This is a genomic window from Cupriavidus necator A5-1, from assembly GCF_000744095.1.
GTDB lineage: Bacteria > Pseudomonadota > Gammaproteobacteria > Burkholderiales > Burkholderiaceae > Cupriavidus > Cupriavidus necator_A.
Genome location: NZ_JQLI01000008.1, coordinates 3,631,759 through 3,658,113 on the forward strand (window position 1 = coordinate 3,631,759; position 26,355 = coordinate 3,658,113).

The 26,355-nt window shown below is 67.3% G+C and carries 28 protein-coding genes; 16 read left to right on the forward strand and 12 right to left on the reverse strand.

Annotated elements, in window-relative coordinates; genetic code table 11:
* Window positions 1-145 precede the first annotated feature (145 nt).
* The 5 genes from K307_RS40910 (at window position 146) to ilvA (ending at window position 4,114) form a co-directional block, all read left to right on the forward strand.
* Entirely contained in the window at window positions 146-850 is a 705-nt protein-coding gene (locus tag K307_RS40910) for a TerC family protein (RefSeq protein ID WP_042886712.1), read from the forward strand.
* Window positions 851-995: 145 nt separating this feature from the next.
* The gene (locus K307_RS40915) at window positions 996-1,790 is read left to right on the forward strand and encodes a thymidylate synthase (RefSeq protein ID WP_042886713.1); all 795 of its coding nucleotides are present in this window, start codon (window positions 996-998) and stop codon (window positions 1,788-1,790) included.
* A complete protein-coding gene (locus tag K307_RS40920; RefSeq protein WP_042886714.1) occupies window positions 1,787-2,287 on the forward strand; it encodes a dihydrofolate reductase in 501 nt (166 codons plus the stop codon). Before K307_RS40915 ends, K307_RS40920 begins: the two co-directional genes overlap by 4 nt.
* Complete coding sequence (locus tag K307_RS48715; protein ID WP_196251656.1) at window positions 2,277-2,435, forward strand: hypothetical protein; 159 nt, start codon at window positions 2,277-2,279, stop codon at window positions 2,433-2,435. The genes K307_RS40920 and K307_RS48715 overlap by 11 nt, the downstream gene beginning before the upstream one ends.
* A 98-nt stretch (window positions 2,436-2,533) precedes the next feature.
* Entirely contained in the window at window positions 2,534-4,114 is a 1,581-nt protein-coding gene (ilvA, locus tag K307_RS40925; protein WP_080745390.1) for a threonine ammonia-lyase, biosynthetic, read from the forward strand.
* A 29-nt stretch (window positions 4,115-4,143) separates the two neighbouring features.
* Here ilvA and pmbA read toward each other — a convergent pair whose 3' ends face one another.
* Window positions 4,144-5,511 carry a metalloprotease PmbA gene (pmbA, locus tag K307_RS40930; RefSeq protein ID WP_042888077.1) on the reverse strand — a complete coding sequence of 456 codons (1,368 nt, stop codon included), beginning with the start codon at window positions 5,509-5,511 and terminating at the stop codon, window positions 4,144-4,146.
* 67 nt (window positions 5,512-5,578) lie between these two features.
* Here pmbA and yjgA point away from each other — a divergent pair, with 67 nt between their 5' ends.
* Window positions 5,579-6,187, forward strand: coding sequence for a ribosome biogenesis factor YjgA (gene yjgA / locus K307_RS40935; protein ID WP_329955951.1), 609 nt, complete (start codon window positions 5,579-5,581; stop codon window positions 6,185-6,187).
* A complete protein-coding gene (mog, locus tag K307_RS40940) occupies window positions 6,184-6,822 on the forward strand; it encodes a molybdopterin adenylyltransferase (RefSeq protein ID WP_051975406.1) in 639 nt (212 codons plus the stop codon). Before yjgA ends, mog begins: the two co-directional genes overlap by 4 nt.
* A 70-nt stretch (window positions 6,823-6,892) precedes the next feature.
* Here the strand turns inward: mog and K307_RS40945 are convergent, their stop codons facing one another.
* Both K307_RS40945 and orn read right to left on the reverse strand, forming a co-directional pair.
* On the reverse strand, window positions 6,893-7,774 hold the full coding sequence (locus K307_RS40945) for an AEC family transporter (RefSeq protein WP_042886716.1): 882 nt from the start codon (window positions 7,772-7,774) through the stop codon (window positions 6,893-6,895).
* Between the two features lie 126 nt (window positions 7,775-7,900).
* Entirely contained in the window at window positions 7,901-8,551 is a 651-nt protein-coding gene (gene orn / locus K307_RS40950) for an oligoribonuclease (RefSeq protein ID WP_042886718.1), read from the reverse strand.
* A gap of 221 nt (window positions 8,552-8,772) precedes the next feature.
* Between orn and K307_RS40955 the strand changes: the two genes are divergently transcribed.
* From K307_RS40955 to K307_RS40965, 3 genes are read left to right on the forward strand one after another with little or no spacing between them, the layout of a single operon-like run.
* A complete protein-coding gene (locus K307_RS40955; protein WP_042886719.1) occupies window positions 8,773-10,020 on the forward strand; it encodes a M48 family metallopeptidase in 1,248 nt (415 codons plus the stop codon).
* The gene (gene rsgA / locus K307_RS40960) at window positions 10,017-10,988 is read left to right on the forward strand and encodes a ribosome small subunit-dependent GTPase A (protein ID WP_042886720.1); all 972 of its coding nucleotides are present in this window, start codon (window positions 10,017-10,019) and stop codon (window positions 10,986-10,988) included. The genes K307_RS40955 and rsgA overlap by 4 nt, the downstream gene beginning before the upstream one ends.
* Window positions 10,989-11,020: 32 nt before the next feature.
* Window positions 11,021-11,329: a putative signal transducing protein gene (locus K307_RS40965; RefSeq protein ID WP_042886721.1), complete on the forward strand. Its 309-nt coding sequence runs from the start codon at window positions 11,021-11,023 to the stop codon at window positions 11,327-11,329.
* Between the two features lie 28 nt (window positions 11,330-11,357).
* On the opposite strand, the gene K307_RS40970 is transcribed toward K307_RS40965, so the two are convergent.
* On the reverse strand, window positions 11,358-12,353 hold the full coding sequence (locus K307_RS40970) for a CobD/CbiB family protein (RefSeq protein WP_042886722.1): 996 nt from the start codon (window positions 12,351-12,353) through the stop codon (window positions 11,358-11,360).
* Window positions 12,354-12,583: 230 nt separating this feature from the next.
* Entirely contained in the window at window positions 12,584-13,282 is a 699-nt protein-coding gene (locus tag K307_RS40975) for a pirin family protein (RefSeq protein WP_042886723.1), read from the reverse strand.
* A 152-nt stretch (window positions 13,283-13,434) separates the two neighbouring features.
* Between K307_RS40975 and K307_RS40980 the strand changes: the two genes are divergently transcribed.
* Both K307_RS40980 and gluQRS read left to right on the forward strand, forming a co-directional pair.
* A complete protein-coding gene (locus K307_RS40980; RefSeq protein ID WP_042886725.1) occupies window positions 13,435-14,355 on the forward strand; it encodes a LysR family transcriptional regulator in 921 nt (306 codons plus the stop codon).
* A gap of 10 nt (window positions 14,356-14,365) precedes the next feature.
* Window positions 14,366-15,289: a tRNA glutamyl-Q(34) synthetase GluQRS gene (gluQRS, locus tag K307_RS40985; RefSeq protein WP_042886726.1), complete on the forward strand. Its 924-nt coding sequence runs from the start codon at window positions 14,366-14,368 to the stop codon at window positions 15,287-15,289.
* 38 nt (window positions 15,290-15,327) lie between these two features.
* On the opposite strand, the gene K307_RS40990 is transcribed toward gluQRS, so the two are convergent.
* Window positions 15,328-16,887 carry a DEAD/DEAH box helicase gene (locus K307_RS40990; RefSeq protein WP_080745391.1) on the reverse strand — a complete coding sequence of 520 codons (1,560 nt, stop codon included), beginning with the start codon at window positions 16,885-16,887 and terminating at the stop codon, window positions 15,328-15,330.
* A gap of 258 nt (window positions 16,888-17,145) precedes the next feature.
* Between K307_RS40990 and K307_RS48720 the strand changes: the two genes are divergently transcribed.
* A complete protein-coding gene (locus tag K307_RS48720; RefSeq protein ID WP_196251657.1) occupies window positions 17,146-17,298 on the forward strand; it encodes a hypothetical protein in 153 nt (50 codons plus the stop codon).
* A 186-nt stretch (window positions 17,299-17,484) separates the two neighbouring features.
* On the opposite strand, the gene K307_RS41000 is transcribed toward K307_RS48720, so the two are convergent.
* Window positions 17,485-19,125, reverse strand: a complete 1,641-nt coding sequence (locus K307_RS41000; RefSeq protein ID WP_042886728.1) for an acyl CoA:acetate/3-ketoacid CoA transferase — start codon at window positions 19,123-19,125, stop codon at window positions 17,485-17,487.
* Between the two features lie 188 nt (window positions 19,126-19,313).
* Between K307_RS41000 and K307_RS48345 the strand changes: the two genes are divergently transcribed.
* Entirely contained in the window at window positions 19,314-19,745 is a 432-nt protein-coding gene (locus tag K307_RS48345; RefSeq protein WP_155301371.1) for a hypothetical protein, read from the forward strand.
* 58 nt (window positions 19,746-19,803) lie between these two features.
* Here K307_RS48345 and K307_RS41005 read toward each other — a convergent pair whose 3' ends face one another.
* A complete protein-coding gene (locus K307_RS41005; RefSeq protein ID WP_042886730.1) occupies window positions 19,804-20,157 on the reverse strand; it encodes a DUF1428 domain-containing protein in 354 nt (117 codons plus the stop codon).
* A 177-nt stretch (window positions 20,158-20,334) separates the two neighbouring features.
* Between K307_RS41005 and K307_RS41010 the strand changes: the two genes are divergently transcribed.
* The gene (locus K307_RS41010; RefSeq protein WP_042886731.1) at window positions 20,335-20,844 is read left to right on the forward strand and encodes a nucleoside deaminase; all 510 of its coding nucleotides are present in this window, start codon (window positions 20,335-20,337) and stop codon (window positions 20,842-20,844) included.
* Between the two features lie 64 nt (window positions 20,845-20,908).
* On the opposite strand, the gene K307_RS41015 is transcribed toward K307_RS41010, so the two are convergent.
* The 4 genes from K307_RS41015 to K307_RS41030 form a co-directional block, all read right to left on the reverse strand.
* A complete protein-coding gene (locus tag K307_RS41015) occupies window positions 20,909-21,715 on the reverse strand; it encodes a hypothetical protein (RefSeq protein WP_042886732.1) in 807 nt (268 codons plus the stop codon).
* 176 nt (window positions 21,716-21,891) lie between these two features.
* Entirely contained in the window at window positions 21,892-23,271 is a 1,380-nt protein-coding gene (locus tag K307_RS41020; RefSeq protein WP_042886733.1) for an MFS transporter, read from the reverse strand.
* A 180-nt stretch (window positions 23,272-23,451) separates the two neighbouring features.
* Window positions 23,452-24,717: an iron-containing alcohol dehydrogenase gene (locus K307_RS41025; protein WP_042886734.1), complete on the reverse strand. Its 1,266-nt coding sequence runs from the start codon at window positions 24,715-24,717 to the stop codon at window positions 23,452-23,454.
* Between the two features lie 21 nt (window positions 24,718-24,738).
* Window positions 24,739-25,470 (reverse strand): alpha/beta fold hydrolase, encoded by a 732-nt coding sequence (locus K307_RS41030; RefSeq protein WP_042886735.1) that lies wholly within the window; start codon window positions 25,468-25,470, stop codon window positions 24,739-24,741.
* 165 nt (window positions 25,471-25,635) lie between these two features.
* On the opposite strand from K307_RS41030, the gene K307_RS41035 reads away from it, so the two are divergent.
* Entirely contained in the window at window positions 25,636-26,349 is a 714-nt protein-coding gene (locus tag K307_RS41035; protein ID WP_155301372.1) for a GntR family transcriptional regulator, read from the forward strand.
* Window positions 26,350-26,355 lie beyond the last annotated feature (6 nt).

Sequence of the window (26,355 nt, forward strand, 5' to 3'; positions counted from 1 at the left end):
GGTGCGCATACCGCGCCGTTGGTCGAGCAAGACCTTTGCAACCTGGCATTTCATGGTTTGCAAAGGCGGCCCCACCCTCCCGTGCTCCGTGAATCCAGGCGAACCCAACGCGCGCTTGCGCTGATACGTACCCTGAGGAGAGTTCATGGAGTGGTTTACCGATCTGTTCACGATGCAGTTCCTGACGGCGCTGCTGTCCATCGTCGTCATTGACCTGGTGCTGGCCGGCGACAATGCCATCGTGATCGCGCTGGCGGCGCGCAACCTGCCCGCCCACCTGCAGAAGAAAGCCATTGTCTGGGGTACCGTCGGTGCCGTGGTGGTGCGCTCGGCCATGACGATCGGCGTGGTCTGGCTGCTCAAGATTCCTGGCCTGCTGCTGGTCGGCGGCCTGGCGCTGGTATGGATCGCCTACAAGCTGCTCTCCGACGAAGGCGAAGGCGAGGGGCACGGCTCGGGCGCCTCGACCCTGTGGGGCGCGATGAAGACCATCATCATCGCCGACGCGGTGATGGGCGTGGACAACGTGCTGGCCGTGGCTGGCGCCGCGCACGGCAGCTTCCTGCTGGTGGTGCTGGGCCTGCTGATCAGCATCCCCATCGTGGTGTGGGGCTCGAGCCTGGTGCTCAAGCTGATGAGCCGCTTCCCGGTCATCATCTACCTCGGCGCTGGCGTGCTGGCCTTCACGGCGGTCAAGATGATCGTGCACGAGCCGCTGGTCAAGGCCTTCTTCGAGGCCAACCCGTTGGTCAACTGGGGCCTGTATGTGCTGATCATCGGCGGCGTGCTCGGTGGCGGCTACCTGGTGCAGAAGCGCCGCGTGCAACAGGAACCGGCCGGCAGCCACTAAGGCTGGTGCCAGGCGCAGCCGGGGCAGGCGTCCCGGCTGCCAGGCAAGGACCAACCGAGGGCCACCCAGAGGGGTGGCCCTTTTGCTTTAAAATGCCAGCTTTGCGGGTCTACCGCCCGCGTCACATCCCACCCGCCCCGCGCCGATGAAACAGTATCTCGACTTCATGCGCCATGTGTACGAGCATGGCACCGACAAAGCCGACCGCACCGGCACCGGCACGCGCTCGGTGTTCGGCTACCAGATGCGCTTCGACCTGCGCGAAGGCTTCCCGGTGGTGACCACCAAGAAGCTGCACCTGAAGTCCATCATCCTGGAACTGCTGTGGTTCCTGCAGGGCTCGACCAATGTGCGCTGGCTGCAGGAAAACGGCGTCAGCATCTGGGACGAATGGGCCGACGAGAACGGCGAACTGGGCCCGGTGTACGGCTCGCAGTGGCGCTCGTGGCCGGCACCGGACGGCCGCCATATCGACCAGATCACCGAACTGATGGCGCAGATCCGGGCCAACCCGGATTCGCGCCGGCTGATCGTGTCGGCCTGGAACGTGGCCGACATCCCGCGCATGAAGCTGCCGCCCTGCCACGCGTTCTTCCAGTTCTACGTGGCCGACGGCAAGCTGTCGTGCCAGCTCTACCAGCGCAGCGCCGATATCTTCCTGGGCGTGCCGTTCAATATCGCCAGCTATGCGCTACTCACGCACATGATTGCGCAGCAGGCCGGGCTGGAAGTGGGCGACTTTATCTGGACCGGCGGCGACTGCCATATCTACAACAACCACTTCGAGCAGGTGCAGACCCAGCTGGCGCGCGAGCCCCAGCCGCTGCCACAGCTGAAGATCCTGCGCAAGCCCGACAGCATCTTCGACTACCGCTACGAAGACTTCGAACTGGTGGGCTACCAGTCACACGCCGCCATCAAGGCACCGGTGGCCGTATGACGCTGCTGACACTGGTCGTTGCCAAGGCGCGCAACCACACCATCGGCCGCGACAACACGCTGCCGTGGCGCCTGCCGGAAGACCTGGCGCACTTCAAGCGCACCACCATGGGCGCGCCCGTGGTGATGGGCCGCAAGACCTGGGACTCGATCGGGCGGCCGCTGCCGGGCCGGCGCAATATCGTCGTGAGCCGCAACCCGGACCTGCGCATCGAAGGCGCCGAGGTCGCTGCCTCGCTGGAAGATGCGCAGCGGTTGTGCGTGGGCGTCGAGCAGATCTTCCTGATCGGCGGCGCGCAGCTCTATGCCGAGGCCATGCCCTGCGCGGACCGGCTGGTGGTGACGGAGATCGATGCGGATGTGGAGGGCGACGCCTTTTTCCCGCCGATCGACCGCACGCAATGGATCGAGACCTCGCGCGAGACGCATCATTCGGAGGCCAACGGTTTCGACTATGCCTTCGTCACGTACGAGCGGCCGCCTTCGGATGAATCCTGAGCCGAGCGCCAATTTCGACCATTTCGACCTGTCGCGGGCGACGCCGGGATTGACAAAGCCCGCCGCATCGCCCAATCTCACGCACATGGACCGCCGTCACCTCGACCTCGCGCAGATTATTCGCACCATTCCTCGAATGGTGGGTTAGCGCGCGTCCAGATCAGTTTTTCGCAGAAAACCCGCCCTGAAGGCGGGTTTTTTGTTTCCGGCTCCAGGGCACCAAGAAAACCACCCCGGAGCCCTTCCATGCAGGCAAATGCCGAACCTACCACTGAAAGCATCGACCGCGCCACCGACCATGCGGCCGACCAGAGCGGCTACCTGAAACGCATCCTGACCGCGCGCGTCTACGACGTGGCCCGCGAGACCGAACTCGACTTCGCCAGGCACCTGTCAGCGCGGCTGCGCAACCGCGTCTACCTCAAGCGCGAGGACACCCAGCCGGTGTTCTCCTTCAAGCTGCGCGGCGCCTACAACAAGATGGCGCACCTCAGCCCCGAAGCGCTGCGGCGCGGCGTCATCACCGCTTCGGCCGGCAACCATGCCCAGGGCGTGGCGCTGTCCGCGGCACGCCTCGGTGTGCGCGCGCTGATCGTGGTGCCGACCACGGCACCGCAGGTCAAGGTCGACGCGGCGCGTGCGCACGGCGGCCCCACCGTCGAGGTGATCCAGGCCGGCGACTCCTACACCGACGCCTATCGCCACGCGATGACGCTGCAAGCCGAGCAAGGGCTGACCTTTATCCCCGCCTTCGACGATCCCGACGTCATCGCTGGCCAGGGCACGGTAGCGGCGGAAATCCTCGGCGCCCATCGCGGCCCGATCCATGCGATCTTCGTCCCGATCGGCGGGGGCAGCCTGGCCGCGGGCGTGGCGACCTACGTCAAGGCGGTACGCCCCGAGATCCGGGTGATCGGCGTGCAGACGGAAGATTCGTGCGCGATGGCCCAGTCGATCCGCGCCGGCCGGCGGGTGGAACTGGCCGAGGTGGGGCTGTTTTCGGACGGCACCGCGGTCAAGCTGGTGGGCGAAGAAACCTTCCGCCTGTGCCGCCGCTACCTGGACGAGATCATCATCGTGGATACCGATGCGCTATGCGCCGCGATCAAGGATGTGTTCGAAGACACCCGCAGCGTGCTCGAACCCGCCGGCGCGCTGGCCGTCGCCGCTGCCAAGCAGTATGCAGCGCGGGGCGGCATCCGCGACAAGACGCTGGTCGCGGTCACCTCCGGCGCCAATATCAACTTCGAGCGCATGCGCTTCGTGGCGGATCGGGCCGAGCTGGGCAATGCGCGCGAAGGCATGTTCGGCGTGACGCTGCCGGAGGCTTGCGGTGCGTTCCGGCGCCTGTGCAGCCGGGTCGGCGACCGGCAGATCAGCGAGTTCACCTACCGGATTGCCGATGCGCAGACGGCCCACGTCTTTGTCGGCATGCAGCTCGGGGCGTCGGGAGAGTCGGAACAGCTAGTGAAGGCGCTGCAGCAGGATGGCTTCCCGACCATCGACCTGACGGCCGATGAAGTGGCGAAGGAGCATGTGCGGCATATGATCGGCGGGCGCTCGCCGCTGGCGCGTGGCGAACGCCTGTTCCGCTTTGAATTCCCGGAACGGCCCGGGGCGCTGATGACGTTCCTGTCGGCGCTGGCGCCGGACTGGAACATCAGCCTGTTCCACTATCGCAACCAGGGCGGCGATACCGGCTCGGTGCTGGCCGGCATCCAGGTGGCCGAGGCGCAAAGCGCTGCGTTCGAAGAACGCCTCGCCACGCTCGGCTATCCGTACCAGGAGGTCAGCGCCAATTCGGCGTATCGCCTGTTTCTTGCCTGAGAAGGCGAACCACGCAGATGGCCGTCGGCTCAGGCACCGGCGATGGTCATCTGCTCGAGCAGGATCGAGCCGGTTTCCTTGGTGCCACGCACCAGCGCATCCGCGCCGATGGCGACGATCTGCTTGAACATCTCCGCCATATTGCCGGCGATGGTGATTTCCTCGACCGGGTACTGGATCACGCCGTTCTCGACCCAGTAGCCCGAGGCGCCGCGCGAGTAGTCGCCGGTCACGTAGTTGACGCCCTGCCCCATCAACTCGGTCACCAGCAGGCCGGTGCCGAGCTTGCGCAGCATCGCCGGGAAGTCGTCGCCCGGCTCGGTCAGCGAGCTCGACAGCGTCAGGTTGTGCGAGCCGCCGGCGTTGCCGGTGGTCTGCATGCCGAGCTTGCGCGCGGAGTAGGTCGACAGGAAATAGCCCTGCACCTCGCCGTCCAGGACCACGTCGCGCTCGCGGGTGCGCACGCCTTCCTCGTCGAACGGGGCGCTGCCCATGGCGCCGGGGGTATGCGGCTGCTCGTGGATCTGCACGTGCGGGGCGAATACGGTCTTGCCCAGCGAATCGCACAGGAAGGTGGACTTGCGGTACAGCGCGCCGCCCGACACCGCCTGCACGAAGGCCCCCAGCAGGCCCGCGGCCAGCGGCGCCTCGAACAGCACCGGGCAGCGGCGCGTCGACAGCTTGCGTGCCTGCAGCCGCGCCAGCGCGCGTTCGGCGGCGTACTTGCCGATGTCTTCCGGCGCCGCCAGCGCTTTTGGCGAGCGCTTGGACGAGTACCAGTCATCGCGCTGCATGCCGCTGCCGCTGCCGGCGATCGGCGCGCACGAGATAAAGTGGCGCGAATACGGATAGCCGCCGACGAAACCGCGCGTGGTGGCCAGCACGAACTGCGAATGCTGGGCCGACACGCTGGCACCGTCGCTGTTGCGGATGCGCGGCGACACCGCGAAGGCCGCGGCCTCGGCGCGGGTGGCGATGTCGATCGCGGCTTCGGCGTCGATGTTCCAGGGGTGGAACAGGTTCAGGTCCTGCGGCGAGCGCTCCAGCAGTTCTTCTTCCGCCAGGCCGGCGCACTCGTCCTCGGCGGTGAAGCGGGCAATGTTGTAGGCCGCCTCGGCCGTGGCGCGCAGTGCCGCCGGCGAGAAGTCAGAGGTACTGGCGTTGCCGCGGCGCTTGCCGATCATCACCGTGACGCCGACCACCTTGTCGCGGTTCTGCTCGATGGTTTCCACCTGCCCCTTGCGCACCGACACCGACAGGCCGCTGCCCTCGGAGATCTCGGTGGCGGCATCGGTCGCCCCCAGTTCGCGTGCCACACGCAGCACATCGGCGGCCATCTCGCTGAGCTGGGCCTGGGTGTAGGTGAAGTGCGCGGTCTGTTCTGCGATATGGTCCATGGGGTCCATGCTGGGCGGGTGTCATCAAAAGTCCAAGCGGCAATCATAGCAAGATAAAATGCCGGGCATGACGCGAAATTCCCGTAATCCGAACGGCTCGCGCTTTCCTGGAGGCTTTGCGCCGGAACCGGAAGACGACGAACCGAAAAGCAAGTCGCAGCGCAAGCGCGACATGACCGCCCTGCAGGACCTTGGCGCCGAGCTGGAAGGCCTGGCCAAGGACCGTTTGGCGCGCGTGCCCATGCCCGAAGCGCTGGCCGACGCCATTCACCAGGCACGCCGCATCACCAGCCACGAAGGCAAGCGCCGCCAGATGCAGTACGTCGGCAAGGTCATGCGCGGCCTGGACGACGACGAGGTCGAGGCCATCCGCCGCGCGCTGGAAGGCTTCAAGGGCACCAGCAAGGCCGAGACCGCGCGCATGCACCTGATCGAGCGCTGGCGCGAGCTGCTGCTGGCCGACGACGCGGCGCTGACGCGCTTCCTCGGCGAGCATCCCGGCATCGACGTGCAGGCGCTGCGCAACACCATCCGCAACGCGCGCAAGGAAAAGGAGCAAGGCAAGCCGCCGCGCTATTTCCGCGAGCTGTTCCAGGCGATCAAGACGGCGCTCGACGAAAAGGATGGCAAGGCCGCCGCGCAGGACCAACCCCCGACCCCGGAGCCCGAGGCATGACCCAGACCACGCAGCCGGTTGTCCGTAACCATCCCGACGAACTGGTCGTCGGCTTCGTTTCCATCTCGGACCGCGCCTCGGCCGGCACCTATCAGGACGAGGGCATCCCGGCGCTGCGCGAGTGGTTCGGGCGCACGCTGACCTCGCCCTGGCAGGCGGTGGAGCGGCTGATCCCCGACGAGCAGGCGCAGATCTCGCGCACGCTGATCGACCTGGTCGACGTGGCCGGCTGCGACCTGGTGCTGACCACCGGCGGCACCGGCCCGGCGCGACGCGACGTCACGCCCGAAGCCACGCTGGCCGTGGCGACCAAGGAAATGCCGGGCTTTGGCGAGCAGATGCGCCAGGTCAGCCTGCATTTCGTGCCGACCGCGATCCTGTCGCGCCAGGTGGCGGTGATCCGTGAAACCGCCAGCCGCGCCGCGCTGATCATCAACCTGCCGGGCCAGCCGCGCGCGATCCGCGAAACGCTGGAAGGCCTGCGCGACGCCGACGGCAAGGCAGTGATGCAAGGGATCTTTGCTGCGGTGCCGTATTGCATCGACCTGATCGGCGGCCCGTACATGGAAACCGACGAGGCGATCGTCAAGGCCTGGCGCCCGAAGAACGCCGTGCGCGCCAAACCCGCCACTTAATCCACCCGGACTCCACCCAGCCGCCACCCGGCCCGCCGACGCACGCCGCGCGGGCACCCTCCCCTGCGCCTCAGCGCAACCCCAGGTACAACCCCACCGGCACGAACACCACCGCGGCGATATTGCCCAGCAACACGATCGACGCCACCTGGTCCGGCTCCTGCCGGAAGTGGTCCGCCACCAGGAAGTTCAGCACCGCCGGCGGCAGCGAGGCAAATACGAACAGCAGCCCGCGCTGCAGTTCCGTCAGCGGCACCCACTGCGCCAGCAGCAACGCCACCGCGATGCCGGTCAGCGGGCAAGCCACCGCGCCGACCAGCCCCATGCCCCAGTTGCGCAGGCTCACATCCTTCATGCGCACGCCCAGCGCGAACAGCATCAGCGGCACGGTGGCGTCGCCCAGCAGCTTGACCGACTGGTAGACCGGGTCGGGCAGCGTGAACCACGGCCGCGCCAGCGACAATCCCACGCCAGACACGGTGGCCAGCACCATCGGATTGCGCGCGATCTGCGCCATCGACGCATGCCGGTTGACGATCTTCATGCCAAGGGTGAAGTGCATCAGGTTGGACGCCGCGAACAGCGCCACCGCCGGCGCCAGCCCGGCCGGGCCGAAGGCAAAGACCGACAGCGGCAGGCCCATGTTGCCGCAGTTGTTGAACATCATCGGCGGCACGAAGGTGCGCGGATCAACCTTGAGCAGCCGCGCCAGCCCCCACGCCAGCACGCCGGAGCCCAGCACCACGGCCACCGCGCAGCCCAGCAGCTCCACCTGGTCGGCCAGCACGAAGTCCTTGCTGACGAAAGCCGACACCACCAGCAGCGGCGCAATCACGTCCAGCGTGGCGCGGTTGATGCCGGCCATGTCCGGATGCGCCTTGCGCCCGTACAGCCACCCGACCAGGATGATCAGGATGACCGGGGTGATGATGGAGACGATGCGCTCGAGCATGGGCGGGCGGGACGGGGCTCGCGCCGGGTACCGCGCGGCGCCCGGCAGCGGCAACAAGGCCCGGCAATGCGTGCGGCCCGTCGCTGGTGGTGAGTTGTTGTTCTGGGTGGTGGCGGGTGGCCCGGGTTATTGGGCAGGCGTGCCGGCGGCCGGCGTGTCTGGGGCCGCCGGGGCCGTCGCGTCAGCCGCGGGCGCTGCGCCGGGCGCCGTGTGGCGGATAAAGTGCGTGCGGTAGTAGCGCAGTTCCTCGACCGACTCCAGGATGTCGGCCAGCGCCGTGTGCAGCTGGCGCTTGACGAAGCCCTTGTGGATGGCCGGCTCCCAGCGCTTGCACAGCTCCTTGAGCGTGGACACGTCCAGGTTGCGGTAGTGGAAGAACGCCTCCAGCTTGGGCATGTAGCGCGCCATGAAGCGGCGGTCCTGGCAGATCGAGTTGCCGCACATCGGCGACTTGTTGGCCGGCACCCAGCGCTTGAGGAAGGCCAGCAGCTCGGCCTCGGCCTGCTCTTCGGTCAGCGTGGAAGCCTTGACCTTGTCGATCAGGCCGGAACGGCCGTGGGTGCCCTTGTTCCAGTTGTCCATGCCGTCGAGCACGGCATCGCTCTGGTGGATCACCAGCACGGGGCCTTCGGCCAGGATATTGAGTTCGGAGTCGGTGACCACGATCGCCACCTCGATGATGCGGTCGGTGTCCGGCGACAGGCCGGTCATTTCCATGTCCAGCCAGATCAGGTTGTTTTCACTTTTTACGGATTTGGCGGCGGCGTGGGTTGTCATCGGGACTGCGGAAGATAGGGATTTCGGGGATGCGGCCGCGGCGGGGCCGGGCGCGAACAATTTATAATTCTCGCATATCCGTCCGGGATGCCCGCTGGCGCACAGTTTGCCGGCCTTCCCGGATATCCCGGACCGCCGACAATCCTGCCCCGGGTTTCGCGGTCCCAACGGACGCCCGCCGCGCACGATGCCGGGCGCCCGAACCCACAAGGCTCTTGCCGATGTTCACGATTATCTTCCTCGCCGCGCTGGTGCTGATGGTGCTGACCAAGCTCTGGCTGGCCGCCCGCCAGGTCCGGCATGTGGCCCAGCACCGCAATGCGGTACCGGCGCGCTTTGCCGACACCATCACGCTGGCCTCGCACCAGAAGGCCGCCGACTACACCATCGCCCGCACCCGGCTGTCGATGCTGGAAGTGCTGGCCGGCGCCGCGGTGCTGATCGGCTTCACCATGCTGGGCGGGCTGCAGTGGCTCAACCAGTTCTGGCTCGATATCTTCGGGCCCGGCTATGCCTACGGCGTGGCGCTGGTGGCCAGCGTGGCGCTGATCGGCGGGCTGGTCGACCTGCCCTTCTCGCTGTATGGCCAGTTCGGCATCGAAGAGCGCTTCGGCTTCAACAAGATGACCTTCGGCCTGTGGCTGGCCGACATGGTCAAGATGCTGCTGGTGGCGTGCGCGCTGGGCCTGCCGCTGCTGCTGGCGGTGCTGTGGCTGATGGAGCGCGCGGGTTCGCTGTGGTGGCTGTGGACCTGGCTGGTGTGGATGGCGTTCAACCTGTTCCTGCTGGTGATCTTTCCGACCTTCATCGCGCCGCTGTTCAACAAGTTCGAGCCGCTCACCGACGAATCGCTGCGCGAGCGCATCGAGGCCCTGATGAAGCGCTGCGGCTTTGCCAGCAAGGGCCTGTTCGTGATGGACGGCAGCAAGCGCAGCGCCCACGGCAACGCCTACTTCACCGGCTTTGGCGCGGCCAAGCGCATCGTCTTCTTCGATACGCTGCTGGCGCGCCTGTCGGGCGACGAGATCGAGGCGGTGCTGGCGCATGAGCTGGGCCACTTCAAGCGCCGCCATGTGGCCAAGCGCATCGCCGTCACCTTTGCGCTGAGCCTGGTGTTCCTGGCGCTGCTCGGGTGGCTGGCCACGCGCAGCTGGTTCTACACCGGGCTGGGCGTGGTGCCCAACCTGGGCGTGCCCAACAATGCGCTGGCGCTGGTGCTGTTCTTCCTGACGCTGCCGGTGTTCACCTTCCTGCTGGGACCGCTGGCGAGCCAGTCGTCGCGCCGCCATGAGTTCGAGGCCGACGCCTTTGCCGCGGACCAGACCAATGCCGGGCACCTGGTATCGGCGCTGGTGAAGCTGTACAAGGACAATGCCTCGACGCTGACGCCCGATCCGCTCTACAGCGCCTTCTACTACTCGCATCCGCCCGCCGCACAGCGGATCGACCGCCTGCTGGCGCACGCATGAGCCGCGCGACGCGTCACCGCAACGCCGGCGGCGGCAGCCATGCCGGTACCAGCCACGAGTCCGCGCTGATCATCGCCGCGCACGGCCGCCACTACGTGGTCGAGCTGGGCGACGGCACGCGCATGCATGCCTTCCCGCGCGGCAAGAAAAGCGACTGCGCGGTGGGCGATCACGTCAACGTGGAACGCGCCGCCGCCGACCAGTGCGTGATCACCAAGGTCGCGCCGCGCAAGAACCTGCTGCACCGCTCCGACCAGTTCAAGTCCAAGCTGCTGGCCGCCAATATCGACCAGGTCATCATCGTGCTGGCGACCGAGCCGGGCTTCTCGGAAGACCTGCTCGGGCGCGCGCTGGTGTCGGCCGAGGCGATGGAAATCCGGCCGCTGATCGTGCTCAACAAGACCGACCTGCCCGACCGGCTGGACGAGGCGCGTGGCCGCCTGGCGCTGTACCACGAGCTGGGCTACGACACGCTGGAGCTGTCGGTGCGCGCCGACCCGGCGCAGGCGCTGGCCACGCTCAAGCCGCGCCTGGCGGGGCTGGCCAGCATCCTGATCGGCCAGTCGGGCATGGGCAAGTCGTCGCTGCTGAACCTGCTGATCCCCGGCGTCGATGCCCAGACCCGCGAGATCTCGGCCAAGCTCGATTCCGGCAAGCACACCACCACCTTCACGCGGCTCTACCACCTGCCGGCAGACTGGGGCACAGCCGACGGCCGCCAGGGTGCGCTGATCGATTCACCGGGCTTCCAGGAATTCGGCCTGTACCACCTGAGCGAGGGCATGCTCGAGCGCGCCTTCCCGGAATTCCGGCCGCGCCTGACCGAGTGCCGCTTCTACAACTGCCACCATGTGAACGAGCCGGGGTGCGGGGTGCTGGCCGCGGTGGAATCCGGCGCGATTTCCGAGCGTCGCCACCAGCTCTACACGCAGCTGCTGCACGAATCCAGCCAGCAGAAGCCGTGGTAAGGTAAGCGCACCTGCTCTCCCGGTGCGCTGCCATGAAACTGCTACTGTCCGCCACCTCGCTGGTCCATGCGGCCCATTGCCAGAACGTGCTGCGGGCGGCCGGCATCCGCGCCGAACTGCGCAATACCTGGCTGGCCGGCGCGACCGGCGAGATCCCGTTCCGGGAAAGCGCGCCGCAGGTATGGCTGGTCGATGACGAGATGGAAGCGCAGGCGTGGGCGGTGCTCAATGTCGCCGCCAACCCGGTGCCGGGGCCCAGCTGGCAATGCCGCCATTGCCACGAATGGCACGAGGCGCAGTTCGGCGCTTGCTGGCGCTGCGGCGCGGCGCGCGGCGACTAGCGCGCCGGCCCGCCTTCAAACCCCTGGATCAGCCTACCCAGAGCGCCAGCGACAGCATGGCGAGCAGCAGCATCCACAGCACCACCGCGCGCCACACCAGGCCGACGGCCGACTGCAGCGTGCGCACGCCGGGCTCGGTGCCGAATTCGGGCGCGGCCGGCTCGGGACCGCCGTTGTCCTCTTCCATGCCGGGGGCATAGTCCACCGCCGGGCCCGCCACGCTGGCGCGCAGCACCACGGTGGAGTCGTCCTCGGCCAGCGGCGTGCCCAGCCTGACGCCGAGCGCCCCGCCGCCGCTGGCAAGCAGGATACCGTTGACCGCATCGTTCCACTTGCGCGCGTGGTTGCGCCAGGCATAGACCGCATCCTCGAAATTGCCGACGATGGCAAAGCCGATCGCGGTCAGCCGCGAGGGAATCCAATCGAGCACATAGAAGGCGCGCGCCGCGAAGCGGCCAAGGGCGGGACTGCGTTCGGCCGAGGGCAGGTTCCAGTGGCGGCCCAGGTATTCCGCGGTACGGTACAGCACCACGCCGCCGGGCCCGATCGGCACCAGGAACCAGAAGAACACGCCGAACACATGCCGGTGCACGGCCACGATCGCCGCTTCCAGCGTATGCCGCACGATCTCGGTGACCGGCATCTCGACGGTGTCGAGCCCGGTCCACTCGTGCAGCAGCGTGCGCGCGGTATGCAGGTCGTCGCGGTTCAGCGCTTCATGGATGTCGGTGAAGTAGTGGCTGAACTGGCGAAAGCCCAGCGTCATGTACAGCACCAGCACGTTCCAGGCGAGCGTCAGCGCCACGCTGATCGAGGCCAGCAGGTAGTGCACCACGATCACCGCCAGCGTCAGCGGCAGCACCACGGTGAGCCAGGCCAACGCGGCATCGCGCGGCCGGCCGGTGTCGAAGGCGTGTTCGGCACGTTCGCCGAGCGCGCGCACGATCTCGTGGATCGGGTTGTTGCGGCCCAGGGCGCGGAACTGCTCTGCGATCAGCGCCAGGAGAATGGAAACAAAGGTCATCTTGGTACTGGGTGTTCCAAGGGGGCGTCGGCACGGGGACGCCCCCCTGTCGTGATCCGGGGAATAGACCCGTGCTGGCCTGCCGGCGATGTGCCGGTGCAGGCGCAATGCATAGCGAGAAGATAGCACAGCGGTACCTGCCGGGCCCCGGAGCGCGACGCAAAATGCAAAAAGCCCGCCGGGCGGGCGAGCTTTTGCGGACTTCAGCGACTACGTTTGCCGGGCGCGGCTCAGGGCAGGTCGAACACCAGCACCTCGGCGTTATCGCCGCCGGACAGCGCGACTTCACCGACCGACGCCAGCCTGGCCGCGTCACCGGCTTCGAGCGCCTTGCCGTTGATCGTCACGCGGCCACGCGCCACGTGGACATAGGCGCGGCGGCCCGGTGCGAGCGCCAGCGTGGCGGCTTCGTCGCCGTCGAACAGGCCGGCGTACAGGCGCACGTCCTGATGCACCACCACCGAACCCTCGGCGCCGTCGGCGCTGGCCACCAGGCGCAGCTTGCCGCGCTTGTCGGCAGCGTCGAAGTGCTTTTCCTCGTAGCCGGGCTCGATGCCGTTCTGGTCAGGCATGATCCAGATCTGCAGGAAGTGCGTCGTATCGTGCTGGGCATGGTTGTACTCCGAGTGGCGCACGCCCGTGCCTGCGCTCATGCGCTGCACATCGCCCGGGCGGATCACGCTGCCATTGCCCATGCTGTCCTTGTGGGCCAGTTCGCCTTCCAGCACGTAGCTGATGATCTCCATGTCGCGGTGGCCATGCGTGCCGAAGCCCATACCGGGCGCGACGCGGTCCTCGTTGATCACCCGCAGCGGCCCAAACTGCACATGCTGCGGATCGTAGTAGTCGGCGAACGAGAACGAATGAAAGGACTTCAGCCAGCCATGGTCGGCGTAACCGCGCTCTGCAGACTTTCTGATTTCAATCATTTTGATGGCCCTCCTTGGCCCGTTTCGCCGTCAGCACTAGCTGTGTATCCCGTGTCGCGGCATGTGTTGCGCTGTTGATGCTAGGCAGTTTAGGGCCTGAGGCGTATATTTACGGGGTCCGCCTTAGAAGCAGTCATTCAGAATTTCTGAACATGGCCCTCTCGCTAGAATCCCTCGAAGTCCTCGACGCCATCGAACGCAAGGGCAGCTTCGCCGCTGCCGCCCACGAGATGGGCAAGGTTCCCTCAGCGCTGACCTACGTGGTGCGCAAGCTGGAAGAAGACCTGGACGTGCTGCTATTCGACCGCCGCCGCCACCGCGCCGAACTGACCCCGGCCGGGCGCGCCCTGCTCGATGAGGGCCGCCACCTGCTGCATGCGGCCGACGACCTCGCGCGCCGCGTCAAGCGCCTGGCCACCGGCTGGGAGGCGACGCTGACCATCGTGGTCGACGACCTGATCAACTTTCGCGCGCTGCTGCCGGTGATCCACGACTTCTACGCCGAGAACACCGCCACCCGGCTGCGCTTTGCCAAGGAGGTGCTGGGCGGCGCGTGGGACGCGCTGGTCAGCAACCGCGCCGACCTGGTGATCGGCGGCGCCTACGATGCGCCCAGCACGCAGGGCTTCCAGATCCGGCCGCTGGGGGCGATGCCGTTCGTGTTCGCAGTGGCGGCGCACCATCCGCTGGCGACCGAGGACGGCCCGCTCACCACCATCCAGATCGCCAGGCACCGCATCGTCGCGGTCGGCGATACCTCGCGCAACCTGCCGGCGCGCACCCACGGCGTGCTGGCCGGCCAGGACGTGCTGGTGGTGCCGACCATGCGTGACAAGCTGGAAGCGCAGATCCGCGGCCTGGGCTGCGGCTGGCTGCCGGCACCCATGGCGCAGCCGCATATCGAAAGCGGCGTGCTGCAGGCGCGCGAGACCGTGGAAGTGCGCGCGCCCGGCCACTTCAAGGTGGCCTGGCGCACCAGCAACCGCGGCAAGGCGCTGCAATGGTGGGCGAGCAAGCTGGAAGACCCGCGCCTGGCGCAGGCGCTGCTGCAGCAACCGGATTTCGCCGGCTGAGGGCAGGCGCATGGCAGTCATCACGGGCGGCTATCGCGGCCGCTTTGCCCCCTCGCCCACCGGGCCGTTGCATATGGGCTCGCTGGTCACGGCGCTGGCCAGCTGGCTCGATGCGCGCGCGCATGGCGGCCAGTGGCTGGTGCGCATTGAAGACATCGACATGCCGCGCTGCGTGCGCGGCGCCGACGAAGACATCCTGCATACGCTGGAACGCCTTGGCATGACGCCGGACGAGCCGCCGGCGTGGCAGAGCCGGCGCGAACCGCATTACGCCGACGCCCTGCGCCGGCTCGATGCCGCCGGGCAGCTCTACCCGTGCGGCTGCTCGCGCAAGGAGATCGCCGATTCGCTGGTGCACGTGCGCGAGCGCCACCAGACGCTGGCCTACCCGGGCACCTGCCGCCACGGCCTGAACGGCAAGCTGCCGCGCGCCTGGCGCGTGCGCGTGCCGGACGGCCCGGCCGCCACCATCTGCTTCAGCGACCGCTGGCAGGGCCGCCAGTGCCAGGACCTGGAAACTGAGCTGGGCGACTTCGTGCTGCGCCGCGCGGACGGGCTATGGGCGTATCAACTGGCGGTGGTGGTGGACGACGGCCTGGAGGGCATCACACATATCGTGCGCGGCGCCGACCTGCTCGACTCCACGCCGCGGCAGATCCACCTGCAGCACCTGCTGGGCCTGCCCACGCCGGCCTATCTGCACGTGCCGGTGGTGGTCAACGAGATCGGCGAGAAGCTCAGCAAGCAGAGCGGCGCGCTGGCGATCGACACCGGCGCGCCGCTGGACGCGCTGCGCGAGGCAGGCAGCCACCTGGGGCTGCTCAACAACGCGGGGAATGTAAAGGACTGGCTGGCAAGCGCCACCGAAGGGTGGCGCCAGCGACTGGAGACACCGCCGCAGCCGGGGCACGGCCAGGGCGCCGCACCGGACTGATGGCCCGCGCCGCGGGCCATCGCAAAACTACCGCTCGATCACGACTTGCGCGGCACGCCGCCCAGCAGCGCGGCCACCGGCCGCTTGGGCGCCTGGCGGCCACGGCTCAGCGCGGCGGCGACTTCTTCGGATGCCTTGATCTGCGCGCTGTTGGCGCTGGGCTCGTACGGGCGCGAGAAGAACGGATCGTCCGAAGGGCGGAACACTTGGCGGCTGCCGGCGTGTTCGTGGCGGCGCGGGCGCTCTTCGCCCTCGCCGTTGCCGCGCGTGCGGCGCACGTCGCCACGCTCGCGGCGGCGCTCGGTATCGCCCTGGCGCGCACGCTCGCCGGTCGGGTCGAAGCCTTCCAGCTTGCCGCGCGGGATGCTGCGCTTGATCAGCTTCTCGATATCGGACAGCAGGCGCTCGTCATTGCCGGGCACGTAGATCGACAGCGCGTCGCCGCTGGCGCCGGCACGGCCGGTACGGCCGATGCGGTGCACATAGTCTTCGGCGCTGTACGGCACGTCGAAGTTGACCACGCACGGCATGTCGGGGATATCGAGCCCGCGCGCGGCCACGTCGGTGGCGACCAGCGCGTCGATGGTGCCGCTTTTGAAGCCGTCCAGCGTCTGCATGCGCTCGGTCTGGGTCTTGTCGCCGTGGATGGCGGCAGCGTTGATGCCCTCGCGCTCCAGGTGCCGCGCCAGGCGCGAGCAGCCGATCTTGCTGTTGACGAAGACGATGCACTGGCGTGACAGCCCCTGCTCCGCACGCTGCTTGAGCAGGTGCACGACCGCCGCCTGCTTGTGGCCGTCTTCGACCTGGTACACCATCTGGCGCACGTTCTCGGCGGTCGAGTTGCTGCGGGCGACTTCGATGGTGACCGGCTGCTTCAGGTAGCTGGCAGCCAGTCGCTTGATTTCCGCCGAGAACGTCGCCGAGAACAGCAGCGTCTGGCGCTGCGCCGGCAGCAGGTTGATGATGCGCTGCAGGTCCGGCAGGAAGCCCATGTCGAGCATGCGGTCGGCTTCGTCCAGCACCAGCATCTGCACCTGCGACAGGTTGACCGACTTCTGCTGCACGTGGTCGAGCAGGCGGCCCGGCGTGGCCACCAGGATCTCAACGCCGCGGCGCAGGGCATCCGTCTGGGGGTTCATGTCGACGCCGCCGAACACCACCGTGCTGCGCAGGTCGGTGTGCTTGGCGTAGCGGGCGACGTTGTCGTAGACCTGGTCGGCCAGTTCGCGCGTGGGCGTCAGCATCAGCGCGCGCACCGGGTGGCGCGCTGGCGACGCGCTGCCATTGGCCAGCGGCAGCAGGCGCTGGATGATCGGCAGCGCAAAGCCGGCGGTCTTGCCGGTGCCGGTCTGGGCGGCGCCCATCACGTCCTTGCCGAGCAGCACCACGGGAATCGCCTGCGCCTGGATCGGCGTGGGCGTGGTGTAGCCCTGGTCGGACAAGGCGCGCAGGATGCGTGCGTCGAGGCCGAAGCTTTCGAACGTCTGCACAGCCGCCTGATCGGCGTTAATTGGTTCTGGTGCGGTCGTAGTGGTCATGGGTATCGTTGTCTGGCGGGAGGCGAACCCGGCACAAACGGATACGCGTCTGGAACTCATCTCGCCCTGGCTCTCGCCTGCGCCGGAGGGGGTTCCGGCGCGGCCATGCTGCTTGCAGCATTTGGCCAAGAGAATCAAAGACTTACATTTTAGCACCTCTGCCCGCACAGTGACCAGTACGGCGGGGCCGTACGCCTGGCGCGACAAAGCCGGCGCTACCGGCTGATTTTCAAGAAACTGTCACATCGGCAACGGATGATGCCGGCGGCGCGGCGGCTATTTGCCGGTCCGCGCCAGCCTGAGTCAACCGAGAACCATATGGACTTCGAGCTTTTCCGCCAGACCTGCCAGCAGTTCCTGCGCACATCGAGCCAGTTCCTTGGCCTGGCCGCCGCCGCGCGCCAGCCGGCCATGCCGCTGCCGGTGCTCCCACCCGGCCAGCCGGGCCAGCCCGGACAGCAGCCGGCCTGACCCTCGTCTGGATCCTCAGGCAGCGCCCGCTTCGGCGCTGCCCGGACGACATCCAGGTGACTCAGTCGCCGCGGATGCCGTTGTCCTGGATCACCTTGCCCCACTTTGCTGTTAGTCATCCTCTTCGTGCGCGCGGCCAGCTGCTCGGGCGGCATGCAGGCGGCCACCGTCCCGGCGCCCAGCAGCTTACAGCCGAATCGGCCCGGCCTTGAACAGCCGGGCATCCATCTCGCGCAGGTCGGGCGCCACCGCCACCGGTGTGGCGCACTGGTCGAGCACGTCGCGCTGCAGGTCCACGCCCGGCGCGATCTCCACCAGCGTGAGGCGGGCCTCGCCGTCATCGCCCGCGCGCATCTCGAACACCGCGCGCTCGGTGATGTACAGCACCGGGATGCCCAGCGACGCCACGTAGGGACCATTGAAGCTAAGGTGCGAGACCTCGGGCACGATCTTCTTCACGCGGCCCTCGCGCACGATCTGCAGTTGGCCGTCGCCGGCACGGACTTCCAGCCCGCCTGCGGTCAGCGTGCCCATGAAGACCACCGCGCGCGCGCTCTGCGTGATGTTGATAAAGCCGCCGACGCCGGCGATCAGCGCGCCCTCGCCTTCGCCGAACTTGCTGACATTAACGTTGCCGTGGCCATCGAGCTCGGCCAGGCCGAGGATGGCCAGGTCGATGCCGCCGCCCTCGTAGAAATCGAACTGTGCGGGTTGGTCGACCACGGCCTCCGGATAGGCCGATGCGCCGAAGCTCAGGCCATCAGCGGGCGTGCCGCCGATCGGGCCTGCCTCGACCGTCAGGGTGAAGCCGCCAAGCCCGGCCTGGTGCGCCAGCATGCCGACCGCCGCCGGCATGCCGACGCCGAGGTTGACCACGCGCGGTGCGCGCCGCGCCAGCTCCATCACCGCGCGGCGCTGCACGATCGTGCGCGCGTCGAGCGCACCCGTGGTCGCCGCTGCCTCCTCCGCCTCCGCCTCGGCCTGGGCCGCTGCCGCCTCGCCCTGCCACGGCGTCACATAGGCAGGGTTGTAGGCCTCCGCGAACGTCATCTGGTGGTTGGCCGGGTTGTCGCAAACGACCACGTAATCGACCAGGATGCCGGGCACATGGATGGCCTGCAGGATCTCGTGGTGGTCGACCAGGCTTTCCACCTGCGCGATCACGATGCCGCCCGAGTTGTGCGCGGCCTGCGCCATCGCCAGCAGTTCGTGGTGGAAGGCCTCGCGGTGCGTGCTGAGGTTGCCGCGCGTATCGGCCGCGGTGCAGCGGATCAGTGCGCAGTCGATGCGGAAGCTCGGGTAGAACAGGTATTCGTCGCCGCGGAAATCGACTGCCTCGACCCAGCACGCCTTGCCCTCGGCCAGCGCCTGGCGCGCGCGTTCGTTGACGGCGCCGCCGTGGTAGCGCGGATCCTGCGCGGTGCGCGAGTCGACGAAGGTGTGCAGTCCGATCTTGGTCATCACGCCGGGCTTGCCGCCCGCGATGGCGCGGTACAGGTGCGTCAGCACGCCCTGCGGCAGGTTGTAGCCCTCGCACTGCTCGGCCATCGCCAGCGCCGCCAGCCGCGTCGCCGAGCGCCAGTGGCCGCCGACGATGCTGGCGGTCATGCCGGCATTGCCGAAGTGGTTCACGCCGCGCGCGCCCCGGTCGCCCTGTCCCGCGGAATACACCAGCGTCAGGTCGCGCGGCAGCCCGCCGTGCAGGAAGCGCTGCTCCAGCGCCTCGGTCACGGCCTCGGCATGGCCGGCGCCGACAAAGCCCGCGCTGGCCACGGTCCAGCCGTCCTGCACCAGGGCGGCCGCTTCGCGTGCGGTGATCACCTTCATCGCTGTCTCCGGATTTTGTGGTCTCGCTCCCTGCCAGGGGGGCCGAACAGGGGGGACGCCTACGCTGGCATTTCGGCGCCGTTGCGCGACCAGGCCGGCAAGCGCCGCGGGCGCACTGACTCCGCTCACCGAGCCCGCCGCGCCCAGACGTAGAAAAGCCCCGCGTGCGGGGAAGCAGCGGGGCTCAAATGGTAGCGGGGCAATCATTCGACCACCCGCGCTTCGATCTTGGCGCATCGCGCCGCGGCCGGCATCACCCAATTGCGGGCCGCCGCAACACTGCTGAACGGCCGGCGCATCCCGCGCGCCGCGCCCTGCAAAGCCCGTCAATCATCACCTTTGCCTGGCCAGCACGGTATCCGGGTTTTCTCCGAGCGGGTTTTCGCCAGCTTCCGGCCCGCCTGCGCTTGCGGTCTACTGGAATCACATCGACAGCCTGGCATCCGCCGAAGCCGCGCGATGCTGCAGTCGATGGCGCCAGAAATATTCCAATGACCGGGAGACAGACCATGGTGACGAAGAAAGAAGAGGCGTTCGTACTGAAGAACCTCCTTGCCCTCGCAGCAGTGGAAACCCTGGGTGGCGCGATCGCCCTCGGCATGGTCTTCCACCTGATCTGAACTGACTTGCAGCCGCGCCGGCGTCGCAGCGCCGGCGCGGCAAATTCCGCCGACGGCCCTACTCGTCGACGATCACTTCGAAGCCGCCGAAGATCATCCGCTGGCCATCGAAAGGCATATTGTCCATGCTTTCCTTCAGGCGCGGATCCGCCATCGCCGCCTTCATCCCCGAATCGCGCTTTTCGCGCGACGGCCACAGGATCCACGAGAACACCACCGCTTCATCGTCCTTGCGCTTGACCGCCATCGTAAAGGACGTGACCTTGCCTTCCGGCACATCGTCACCCCAGCATTCCACCACCTTCAGCGCGCCGTGTTCCTTGAACACAGCGGCCGCCTTCTGCGCCACCTGGCGATAGGTCTCGCGATTGGCTTGCGGTACGGCCAGCAAGAATCCGTCGATATATGACATTGACTGCCTCCTGATCGGGTTGAATGACTGAGCGGCGGCAACGCAGGGGCCACCGCCCGCGTCTGACTACGATAGTGCATGGCTGCCCGAGCGCCAGTGCCGTGGACGTGGCCCGAATGATGCTTCCTCCTTCACGGCATACCGTCTGCTCCTTCCCTTTCAAACGGAGATCACAGCATGACCCGCCAATCAGACCCGGCCGGCACGGCGCTCTCGCGACGCGATCTCGACCTCCTGCGCCAGTCGATTGCGCTATCCGAAACATCCAAGGCACGCGGCCGACACCCGTTCGCGGCACTGGTCGCGGACGAGGCCGGCAAGATCGTCGCCAGCGCAGGCAATAACTCAATGCCCCCGGAAGGCGATCCCACGCAGCACGCTGAACTGGTCGCCGCCGCCATGGCCGCCCGCGCCCTGCCGCCGGAAGCACTTGCCCAATGCACGCTCTACACCAGCGCGGAACCGTGCTGCATGTGCGCCGGCGCGATCTACTGGACCGGCATCGGACGCGTCGTTTATGCGTTGTCGGAACACGCCCTGTTGGGGCTGACCGGAAACCATCCGGAGAACCCGACGCTTTCCCTGCCGTGCCGTGAGGTATTTGCGCGCGGACAACGGCAAGTGGCGGTGGTGGGGCCAGTGCTGGAGGAGGAAGCGGCGAAGCCGCACGTGGGATTCTGGAAGTAAGCACGCTGCCCAGGCAGTGCGGGTTTCCGGCGCAAGGTCCGGAAGCCCGTTTCCGTGTCGGCGCTCAGGCAGCCATCACGCTGCGTTCGTCATCGGTCAGCTCCGGACCATCCAGCGTGACGCGCGAATGGTCGTGGCGGAACTTGCGGATGATGGGCTTGAGCTCCTCCTTGACGTGCTTCTCGCTGTAGCCGTTGAACAGGTGGCCAACCAGGCCGCGGCGCAGGTCGCTGGTGTCCATGAACCAGTCGGCGATCGGGAAGGTCAGGTTCATGTTGTACTTCATCATGATGCCCATGTTGTGATGCGCGGTATGGTGGCGGCGAATCGTGTTGACAAAGGGCATGTTGCGCACTAACCAGTTCTCATGCACGTGGCAGCAGTAGTGGAAGGTCTCGTAGACCAGGTACTGCGCCACCATCGTCATGAACACGATCCAGCCGGCATTGCTGTTCAGCAGCACCGAGGCCAGGTAGCCGAGCGCGCCGCCGCCTACGCCGAGCGTGGCCAGCACGCGCCACGGGAAGAACACGATGCGGAATTCGCGGGTGGTATCGATGGTCGGCTCTTCATCGGTGAAGTACTGGTGGTGCTGGCGCGTGTGGCGCTCATAGATGGCGCGCAGCGCGAACACATCGATCCGGCGGTGCATCACGTACTTGTGCATCGCCCATTCGACGAAGTTGCCGGCCAGGAACACCGGCAGCACCAGCACCCATTCCCAGGTGGCGTGCTGCAGCTTCCCGAAGCCGTAATACAGCGCGGCGGCGCCGACGCCGTAGATCACCGCGATATGCAGCAGGCCGTTGTAGAGCGGGCTGATATCGGCCTTGTACTGTTCGCGGAATTTGCGCTGGCGTTCTGTCATCATGGTCGTCTCCTCGTTGGTGATACGTAACTAATATATTAGTCGGATATCATATCATGTCAAGGTGCGTGGATGCTTTTGCTGGGCCGATATGCTGGCGCTCGCAGACCGTGGCCAGCGCCCCAAAAGAAAAGGCCCCTGCCTTGCGCCAGGGGCCATCTCGCGGGGACTGCCGCGCGCTAGTACGAGACTTCCTCCAGCGCCTTGCCCTTGGTCTCGACGCCGAACAGCAGCACGACAACGGCCGCGACCGCAAACGACAGCGCCCCCATCGTGAACACGCCGCCCTGCCCCGCAACCGGCAGCAGCACGCCTACCAGGTAGGGGCCGGCAAGCGATCCCACCCGACCGATCGATGAGGCAAAGCCCGAGCCGGTGCCGCGCGACCGCGTGGGATACAGCTCCGGCGTATAGGCGTACAGGACCGACCACATGCCGAACAGGAAGAACTGCATGCACAGCCCGGCGGCAATCAGTTGCTCGACCGGCAGCCGGTGCACGGCGGCCTGGCCATAGGCATACGCCGCCAGCGCGCTGCCGATGAGCATCAGGGCACAGGTCGGCTTGCGCCCCCACTTCTCCAGCAGCCAGGCCGAGAACAGGAAGCCGGGAATGCCCGCCAGTGAGATGTAGACCGTGTACAGCACGGACTTGGTGACGGCATAACCGGCCTGCTGCAGCAGCGCGCCGAGCCAGGTGGTGAGGCCGTAGTAGCCGAGCAGCGCAAAGAACCAGACCGCCCACAGCATCAGCGTGCGCTTTGCGTAGGGGCCGTGCCAGAGCTCGGCGAACAGCGCCTTGCGCGCACGCCGCTGCGACGGGGCGAAGGTATCGTCAACCGGCGGCAGCGGCTTGCCGCTGGCGCGTTGCACGTGCTGCTCGATGTTCGCCATGACGTGGTCGGCTTCGCGGTCACGCCCCACTTCCTCGAGCCAGCGCGGCGACTCGGGCACGCGGCGGCGTACCACGAAGACAAAGACCGCGGGCACCGACAGGGCAATGAAGATGCCGCGCCAGCCGATCACCGGAAGCAGGAAATAGGTCAGCACGCCCGCCGCGATAAAGCCGATCGGCCAGAAGCCTTCGAGGATCGCAACGTACTTGCCCCGGCTTTTCGCCGGCACGATCTCCGACACCATCGACAGCCCGATCGGGAATTCCATGCCCATGCCGAAACCGAGCAGCACGCGGTACAGCATCAGCGCCGTCACGCTATCAGCGAGCCCGCACATCAGGCTGCCCACGCCCCAGAAGATCATGCTGATCTGGAACACCGGCTTGCGCCCGAAGCGGTCCGCCAGCATACCGGCCGAGGCGGCGCCGGCGAACATGCCGAGGAAACTGGCGCTGGCCAGCAGGCCGGCCTGCGCCGCACTGAGCCCGAACTCGGCCTTGATCGAGCCGAGCACGAAGGTCATCAGGCCGAGGTCCATCGAATCGAAGAACCACGCCGTGGCGATGATGCCGAACAACGAACGCTGGTAGCCCGTCATGGGCAAGCGTTCCAACCGGGCAGCGATCCCGGCGCTCAGCCTGAGGCTGCCTGCCGACATATCCATGTCTGTCTCCTGTGTGGTCTATGACGGCATCGGGGGCGCCATCTGGCTAATATATTAGATGTATCGTAGAAGCATGCAAGTGATAAACATTGGATTTCAGGGAAAACCCCGTAACAGGCAGCGAAGGGATTTTTGGGGGGATGTGACGGCAGGCCCATGCAAGGCCGGCCCGCGTGCCGCTCAGGCCGCCTGTCGCGCGTTGCCCGCCTCGGCGTGCAGCGTGCCATGCCAGGCGTTGTGGATGATCTTGCCGTAGCACTGCGGCACGTCCGCCACCGGGAGTGCCTTGGCCAGGCGCGCCACGCCCAGCGCGTCGCGCACCAGTGCAGGAAGTTGTTCCTGCGCAATGCCGAAGTCAGCCAGGGTGCCCGGTATGCCCAGCGCCTCCACCAGCTCGCGGATCACCACCGGCAGGCGCGCCACCCGCTCGACTTCGCTACCCTGCACGATGCCGAACAGGTCCGCTACTTCCAGCAGTTCGGCACGCCGTTGCTGCGCCAGGGCGTCGAGCACATAGGGCAGCACCACCGCATTGGTGCTGCCGTGCGACTTGTGCGTAATGCCCGCCACGCCGTAAGCAATGCCATGCACCGCGTTGAGCCCGGCGCTGCCGTACGAGAGCGCCGCATAGAGGCTGGCGTAGGCCATCCCCACGCGCGCCTCGGTATCGCTGCCGTCCCGGTACACACGCAGCAGGTAGCGCGCGCACAGGCGGATCGACTCGCGCGCGAACAACATGGTGATGCCGTTGCGCCCGCTGTAGCCGGGATCGGGATTGCCGGCGCGGTCATAGGCGGAGGAATCGATGGTCAGGTAGGACTCGATCGCATGGGTGAGCGCATCGATGCCGGCGTCCGCCGTGACGCGCGGTGGGCAGGTGTAGGTGAATTCGGGATCGACCAGCGCAATGCCCGGGCGCAGCCGGTTGTCCATCACGGCGATCTTGGTAGCGTTGGCGGGATCGACCAGGATGGCGCCGGGTGTCGCTTCGGAGCCGGTGCCGGCGGTGGTCGGCAACGCCACCAGCGGCAGCACCGGCATGGCGCTGTCGATGGCGCCGGCGAAATCGCCGATGGCACGGCCTGCGGGCAACGTCAGGCACAGTGCCTTGGCAAGGTCGATATTGCTGCCGCCGCCCAGCGCGATCACGTGGTCCGGCGTGCGGCCGGCGAGGCGCGCACGCACCGAGGCCGTGGCCTCGTCGCATTGCGTGGTGGTGGGATCGGGGATGCCGCCATCGTAGACCACGGTCTCGATGCCGAGAGCCTGCGCGGCCTCGACGTACTCCTTCACCCATGGGGTCTGGTCCGTGAAAAACGTGTCCGTCACCAGCACCCCGCTGCGATAGCCAAGCTGCGCGAGCAGCGCTGGCAGGCCGGCACGGGTGCCAGGGCCGACGATCAGGCGCGAGGGCGCGCAGAAGAACACCAGGTCTTCAACTCTCATCAATGACTCCTTGGGAAACGTTCAGGCGGCAGTGGCTGTCGCAGCGGTGAGGCGCGGCAAGTGCGCACGCACGGCTGCGGCGACATCTGCGGTACTGGCGGCCAGGATGCCGTGACCGGCGCCTGGCAGCATCACCAGGCTGGCCTGGTGCAAGCCCGCGGCCAGAGCACGCGCATGTTGCGCTGGGCAATCGCCATCGCCTTCGCCATGCACGACCAGCGCGGGCAGGCGCAGCGATGGCAGCAGGCAGCGCTGGTCGGTTGTGCGCAGTGCCTGCCAGGTCCACGCCACGGTCTGGTGGTCGGCCGCCTGCGCCAGCCCCAGGCGCCGCTCGCGCGCCGCGATCTCGGCCAGCAAATGCGGCTCGTCGGTGGCATGGAACCACGGCGCTGCGGTCAGTTGCGGCGAACCGGACAGCAGCAGCAGGCCGCTGGGACCGGGTCCGTCGCGAAGGAACTGCGCCGCGAGGCACAGCACCACCGACACCCCCATGCTCCAGCCTGCCAGCACGTAGGGTTCGTCACCCGCCTCGGCCTCGATCACCGCGCGCACCATGGCCGCATAGCCCTCTAGCGTGCAATCGGCCGGCGACACAGGTCGGGGCGCGTCCCCGCGTCCCCACAGGTTCGGCAGCACAAAGCGGCATTCGCGCCGCAGCGCCTGCGCCAGCGGCAGCCACGCGGCATTGGTACCCTGGATGCCGTGCACCGCCACCACGCGCACCGGCCCTTCGCCGCTTCGCAAAATATCCATATCGCTCCTCCGTACATCTAATATATTAGTTGTATCATAGCAGCAGGCGGGAATATGGCAATGAAGAATACGAACGCCGGCCATGCTCTCCCCGCGGCTGAACTGCCCGGCGCGTCATATACAATTGGCGATCTGCGCACACTACCGACCGCAATGACTGGCAAGATGGCAACCCGCAACAAGGCAGCCCCGCATCCGGCCGAGAACGAAGCGGCCGAGCAGACCCCCGGACTGCGTGGCCGGCTGACCGACCTCGCCTACGAACAGATCGAGGAAGCCATCGTCACGCTGCGGCTGGCGCCAGGCTCGTCGATTTCGGAACTGCAACTCAGCGAGATGACCGGCATCGGTCGCACGCCGATCCGCGAGGCCATTCAACGCCTGGCGCGCGAACACCTGGTAGTCGTGCTGCCGCAGCGCGGCCTGCTGGTGCCGCCCATCGACGTGGGCAAACAACTGCGGCTGCTGGAAACCCGCCGGGAAGTCGAACGACTAATCTGCCGCAGCGCCGCGCGCCGCGCCAACGCCGACGAGCGCGCGCACTTCAAGCGCCTCGCCACGGAATTCGCGCAGTCGGCCAAGAATGGCGACGACGTCTCCTTCGTACGCGCCGACCGCGAGTTCAATGAGCTATGCCTGGCCGCCGCGCGCAACGAGTTTGCCGAAGGCGCGATGCGGCTGATGCACGGGCTGTCACGGCGCTTCTGGTACCTGCACTACAAGGAAGCGGCAGACCTGCCGCAGATGGCCAAGCTGCATGCCAATGTGGCGGCAGCCATTGCCAAGGGCGATATCGACGGGGCTGGCAAGGCGCTGGATGCGCTGCTGGACAATATCGAGGATTTCACGCGGGCGACGGTGCTGGGGGATCGGCGCTGAGCCTGG

Excerpts from the sequence above, each read along its gene's own strand:
- K307_RS40910 (WP_042886712.1), top strand. The coding sequence starts at position 146 with ATGGAGTGGTTTACCGATCTGTTCACGATGCAGTTCCTGACGGCGCTG.
- K307_RS40915 (WP_042886713.1), top strand. The coding sequence starts at position 996 with ATGAAACAGTATCTCGACTTCATGCGCCATGTGTACGAGCATGGCACC.
- K307_RS40920 (WP_042886714.1), top strand. The coding sequence starts at position 1,787 with ATGACGCTGCTGACACTGGTCGTTGCCAAGGCGCGCAACCACACCATC.
- K307_RS48715 (WP_196251656.1), top strand. The coding sequence starts at position 2,277 with ATGAATCCTGAGCCGAGCGCCAATTTCGACCATTTCGACCTGTCGCGG.
- ilvA (WP_080745390.1), top strand. The coding sequence starts at position 2,534 with ATGCAGGCAAATGCCGAACCTACCACTGAAAGCATCGACCGCGCCACC.
- pmbA (WP_042888077.1), bottom strand. The coding sequence starts at position 5,511 with ATGGACCATATCGCAGAACAGACCGCGCACTTCACCTACACCCAGGCC.
- yjgA (WP_329955951.1), top strand. The coding sequence starts at position 5,579 with ATGACGCGAAATTCCCGTAATCCGAACGGCTCGCGCTTTCCTGGAGGC.
- mog (WP_051975406.1), top strand. The coding sequence starts at position 6,184 with ATGACCCAGACCACGCAGCCGGTTGTCCGTAACCATCCCGACGAACTG.
- K307_RS40945 (WP_042886716.1), bottom strand. The coding sequence starts at position 7,774 with ATGCTCGAGCGCATCGTCTCCATCATCACCCCGGTCATCCTGATCATC.
- orn (WP_042886718.1), bottom strand. The coding sequence starts at position 8,551 with ATGACAACCCACGCCGCCGCCAAATCCGTAAAAAGTGAAAACAACCTG.
- K307_RS40955 (WP_042886719.1), top strand. The coding sequence starts at position 8,773 with ATGTTCACGATTATCTTCCTCGCCGCGCTGGTGCTGATGGTGCTGACC.
- rsgA (WP_042886720.1), top strand. The coding sequence starts at position 10,017 with ATGAGCCGCGCGACGCGTCACCGCAACGCCGGCGGCGGCAGCCATGCC.
- K307_RS40965 (WP_042886721.1), top strand. The coding sequence starts at position 11,021 with ATGAAACTGCTACTGTCCGCCACCTCGCTGGTCCATGCGGCCCATTGC.
- K307_RS40970 (WP_042886722.1), bottom strand. The coding sequence starts at position 12,353 with ATGACCTTTGTTTCCATTCTCCTGGCGCTGATCGCAGAGCAGTTCCGC.
- K307_RS40975 (WP_042886723.1), bottom strand. The coding sequence starts at position 13,282 with ATGATTGAAATCAGAAAGTCTGCAGAGCGCGGTTACGCCGACCATGGC.
- K307_RS40980 (WP_042886725.1), top strand. The coding sequence starts at position 13,435 with ATGGCCCTCTCGCTAGAATCCCTCGAAGTCCTCGACGCCATCGAACGC.
- gluQRS (WP_042886726.1), top strand. The coding sequence starts at position 14,366 with ATGGCAGTCATCACGGGCGGCTATCGCGGCCGCTTTGCCCCCTCGCCC.
- K307_RS40990 (WP_080745391.1), bottom strand. The coding sequence starts at position 16,887 with ATGAGTTCCAGACGCGTATCCGTTTGTGCCGGGTTCGCCTCCCGCCAG.
- K307_RS48720 (WP_196251657.1), top strand. The coding sequence starts at position 17,146 with ATGGACTTCGAGCTTTTCCGCCAGACCTGCCAGCAGTTCCTGCGCACA.
- K307_RS41000 (WP_042886728.1), bottom strand. The coding sequence starts at position 19,125 with ATGAAGGTGATCACCGCACGCGAAGCGGCCGCCCTGGTGCAGGACGGC.
- K307_RS48345 (WP_155301371.1), top strand. The coding sequence starts at position 19,314 with ATGGTAGCGGGGCAATCATTCGACCACCCGCGCTTCGATCTTGGCGCA.
- K307_RS41005 (WP_042886730.1), bottom strand. The coding sequence starts at position 20,157 with ATGTCATATATCGACGGATTCTTGCTGGCCGTACCGCAAGCCAATCGC.
- K307_RS41010 (WP_042886731.1), top strand. The coding sequence starts at position 20,335 with ATGACCCGCCAATCAGACCCGGCCGGCACGGCGCTCTCGCGACGCGAT.
- K307_RS41015 (WP_042886732.1), bottom strand. The coding sequence starts at position 21,715 with ATGATGACAGAACGCCAGCGCAAATTCCGCGAACAGTACAAGGCCGAT.
- K307_RS41020 (WP_042886733.1), bottom strand. The coding sequence starts at position 23,271 with ATGGATATGTCGGCAGGCAGCCTCAGGCTGAGCGCCGGGATCGCTGCC.
- K307_RS41025 (WP_042886734.1), bottom strand. The coding sequence starts at position 24,717 with ATGAGAGTTGAAGACCTGGTGTTCTTCTGCGCGCCCTCGCGCCTGATC.
- K307_RS41030 (WP_042886735.1), bottom strand. The coding sequence starts at position 25,470 with ATGGATATTTTGCGAAGCGGCGAAGGGCCGGTGCGCGTGGTGGCGGTG.
- K307_RS41035 (WP_155301372.1), top strand. The coding sequence starts at position 25,636 with ATGGCAACCCGCAACAAGGCAGCCCCGCATCCGGCCGAGAACGAAGCG.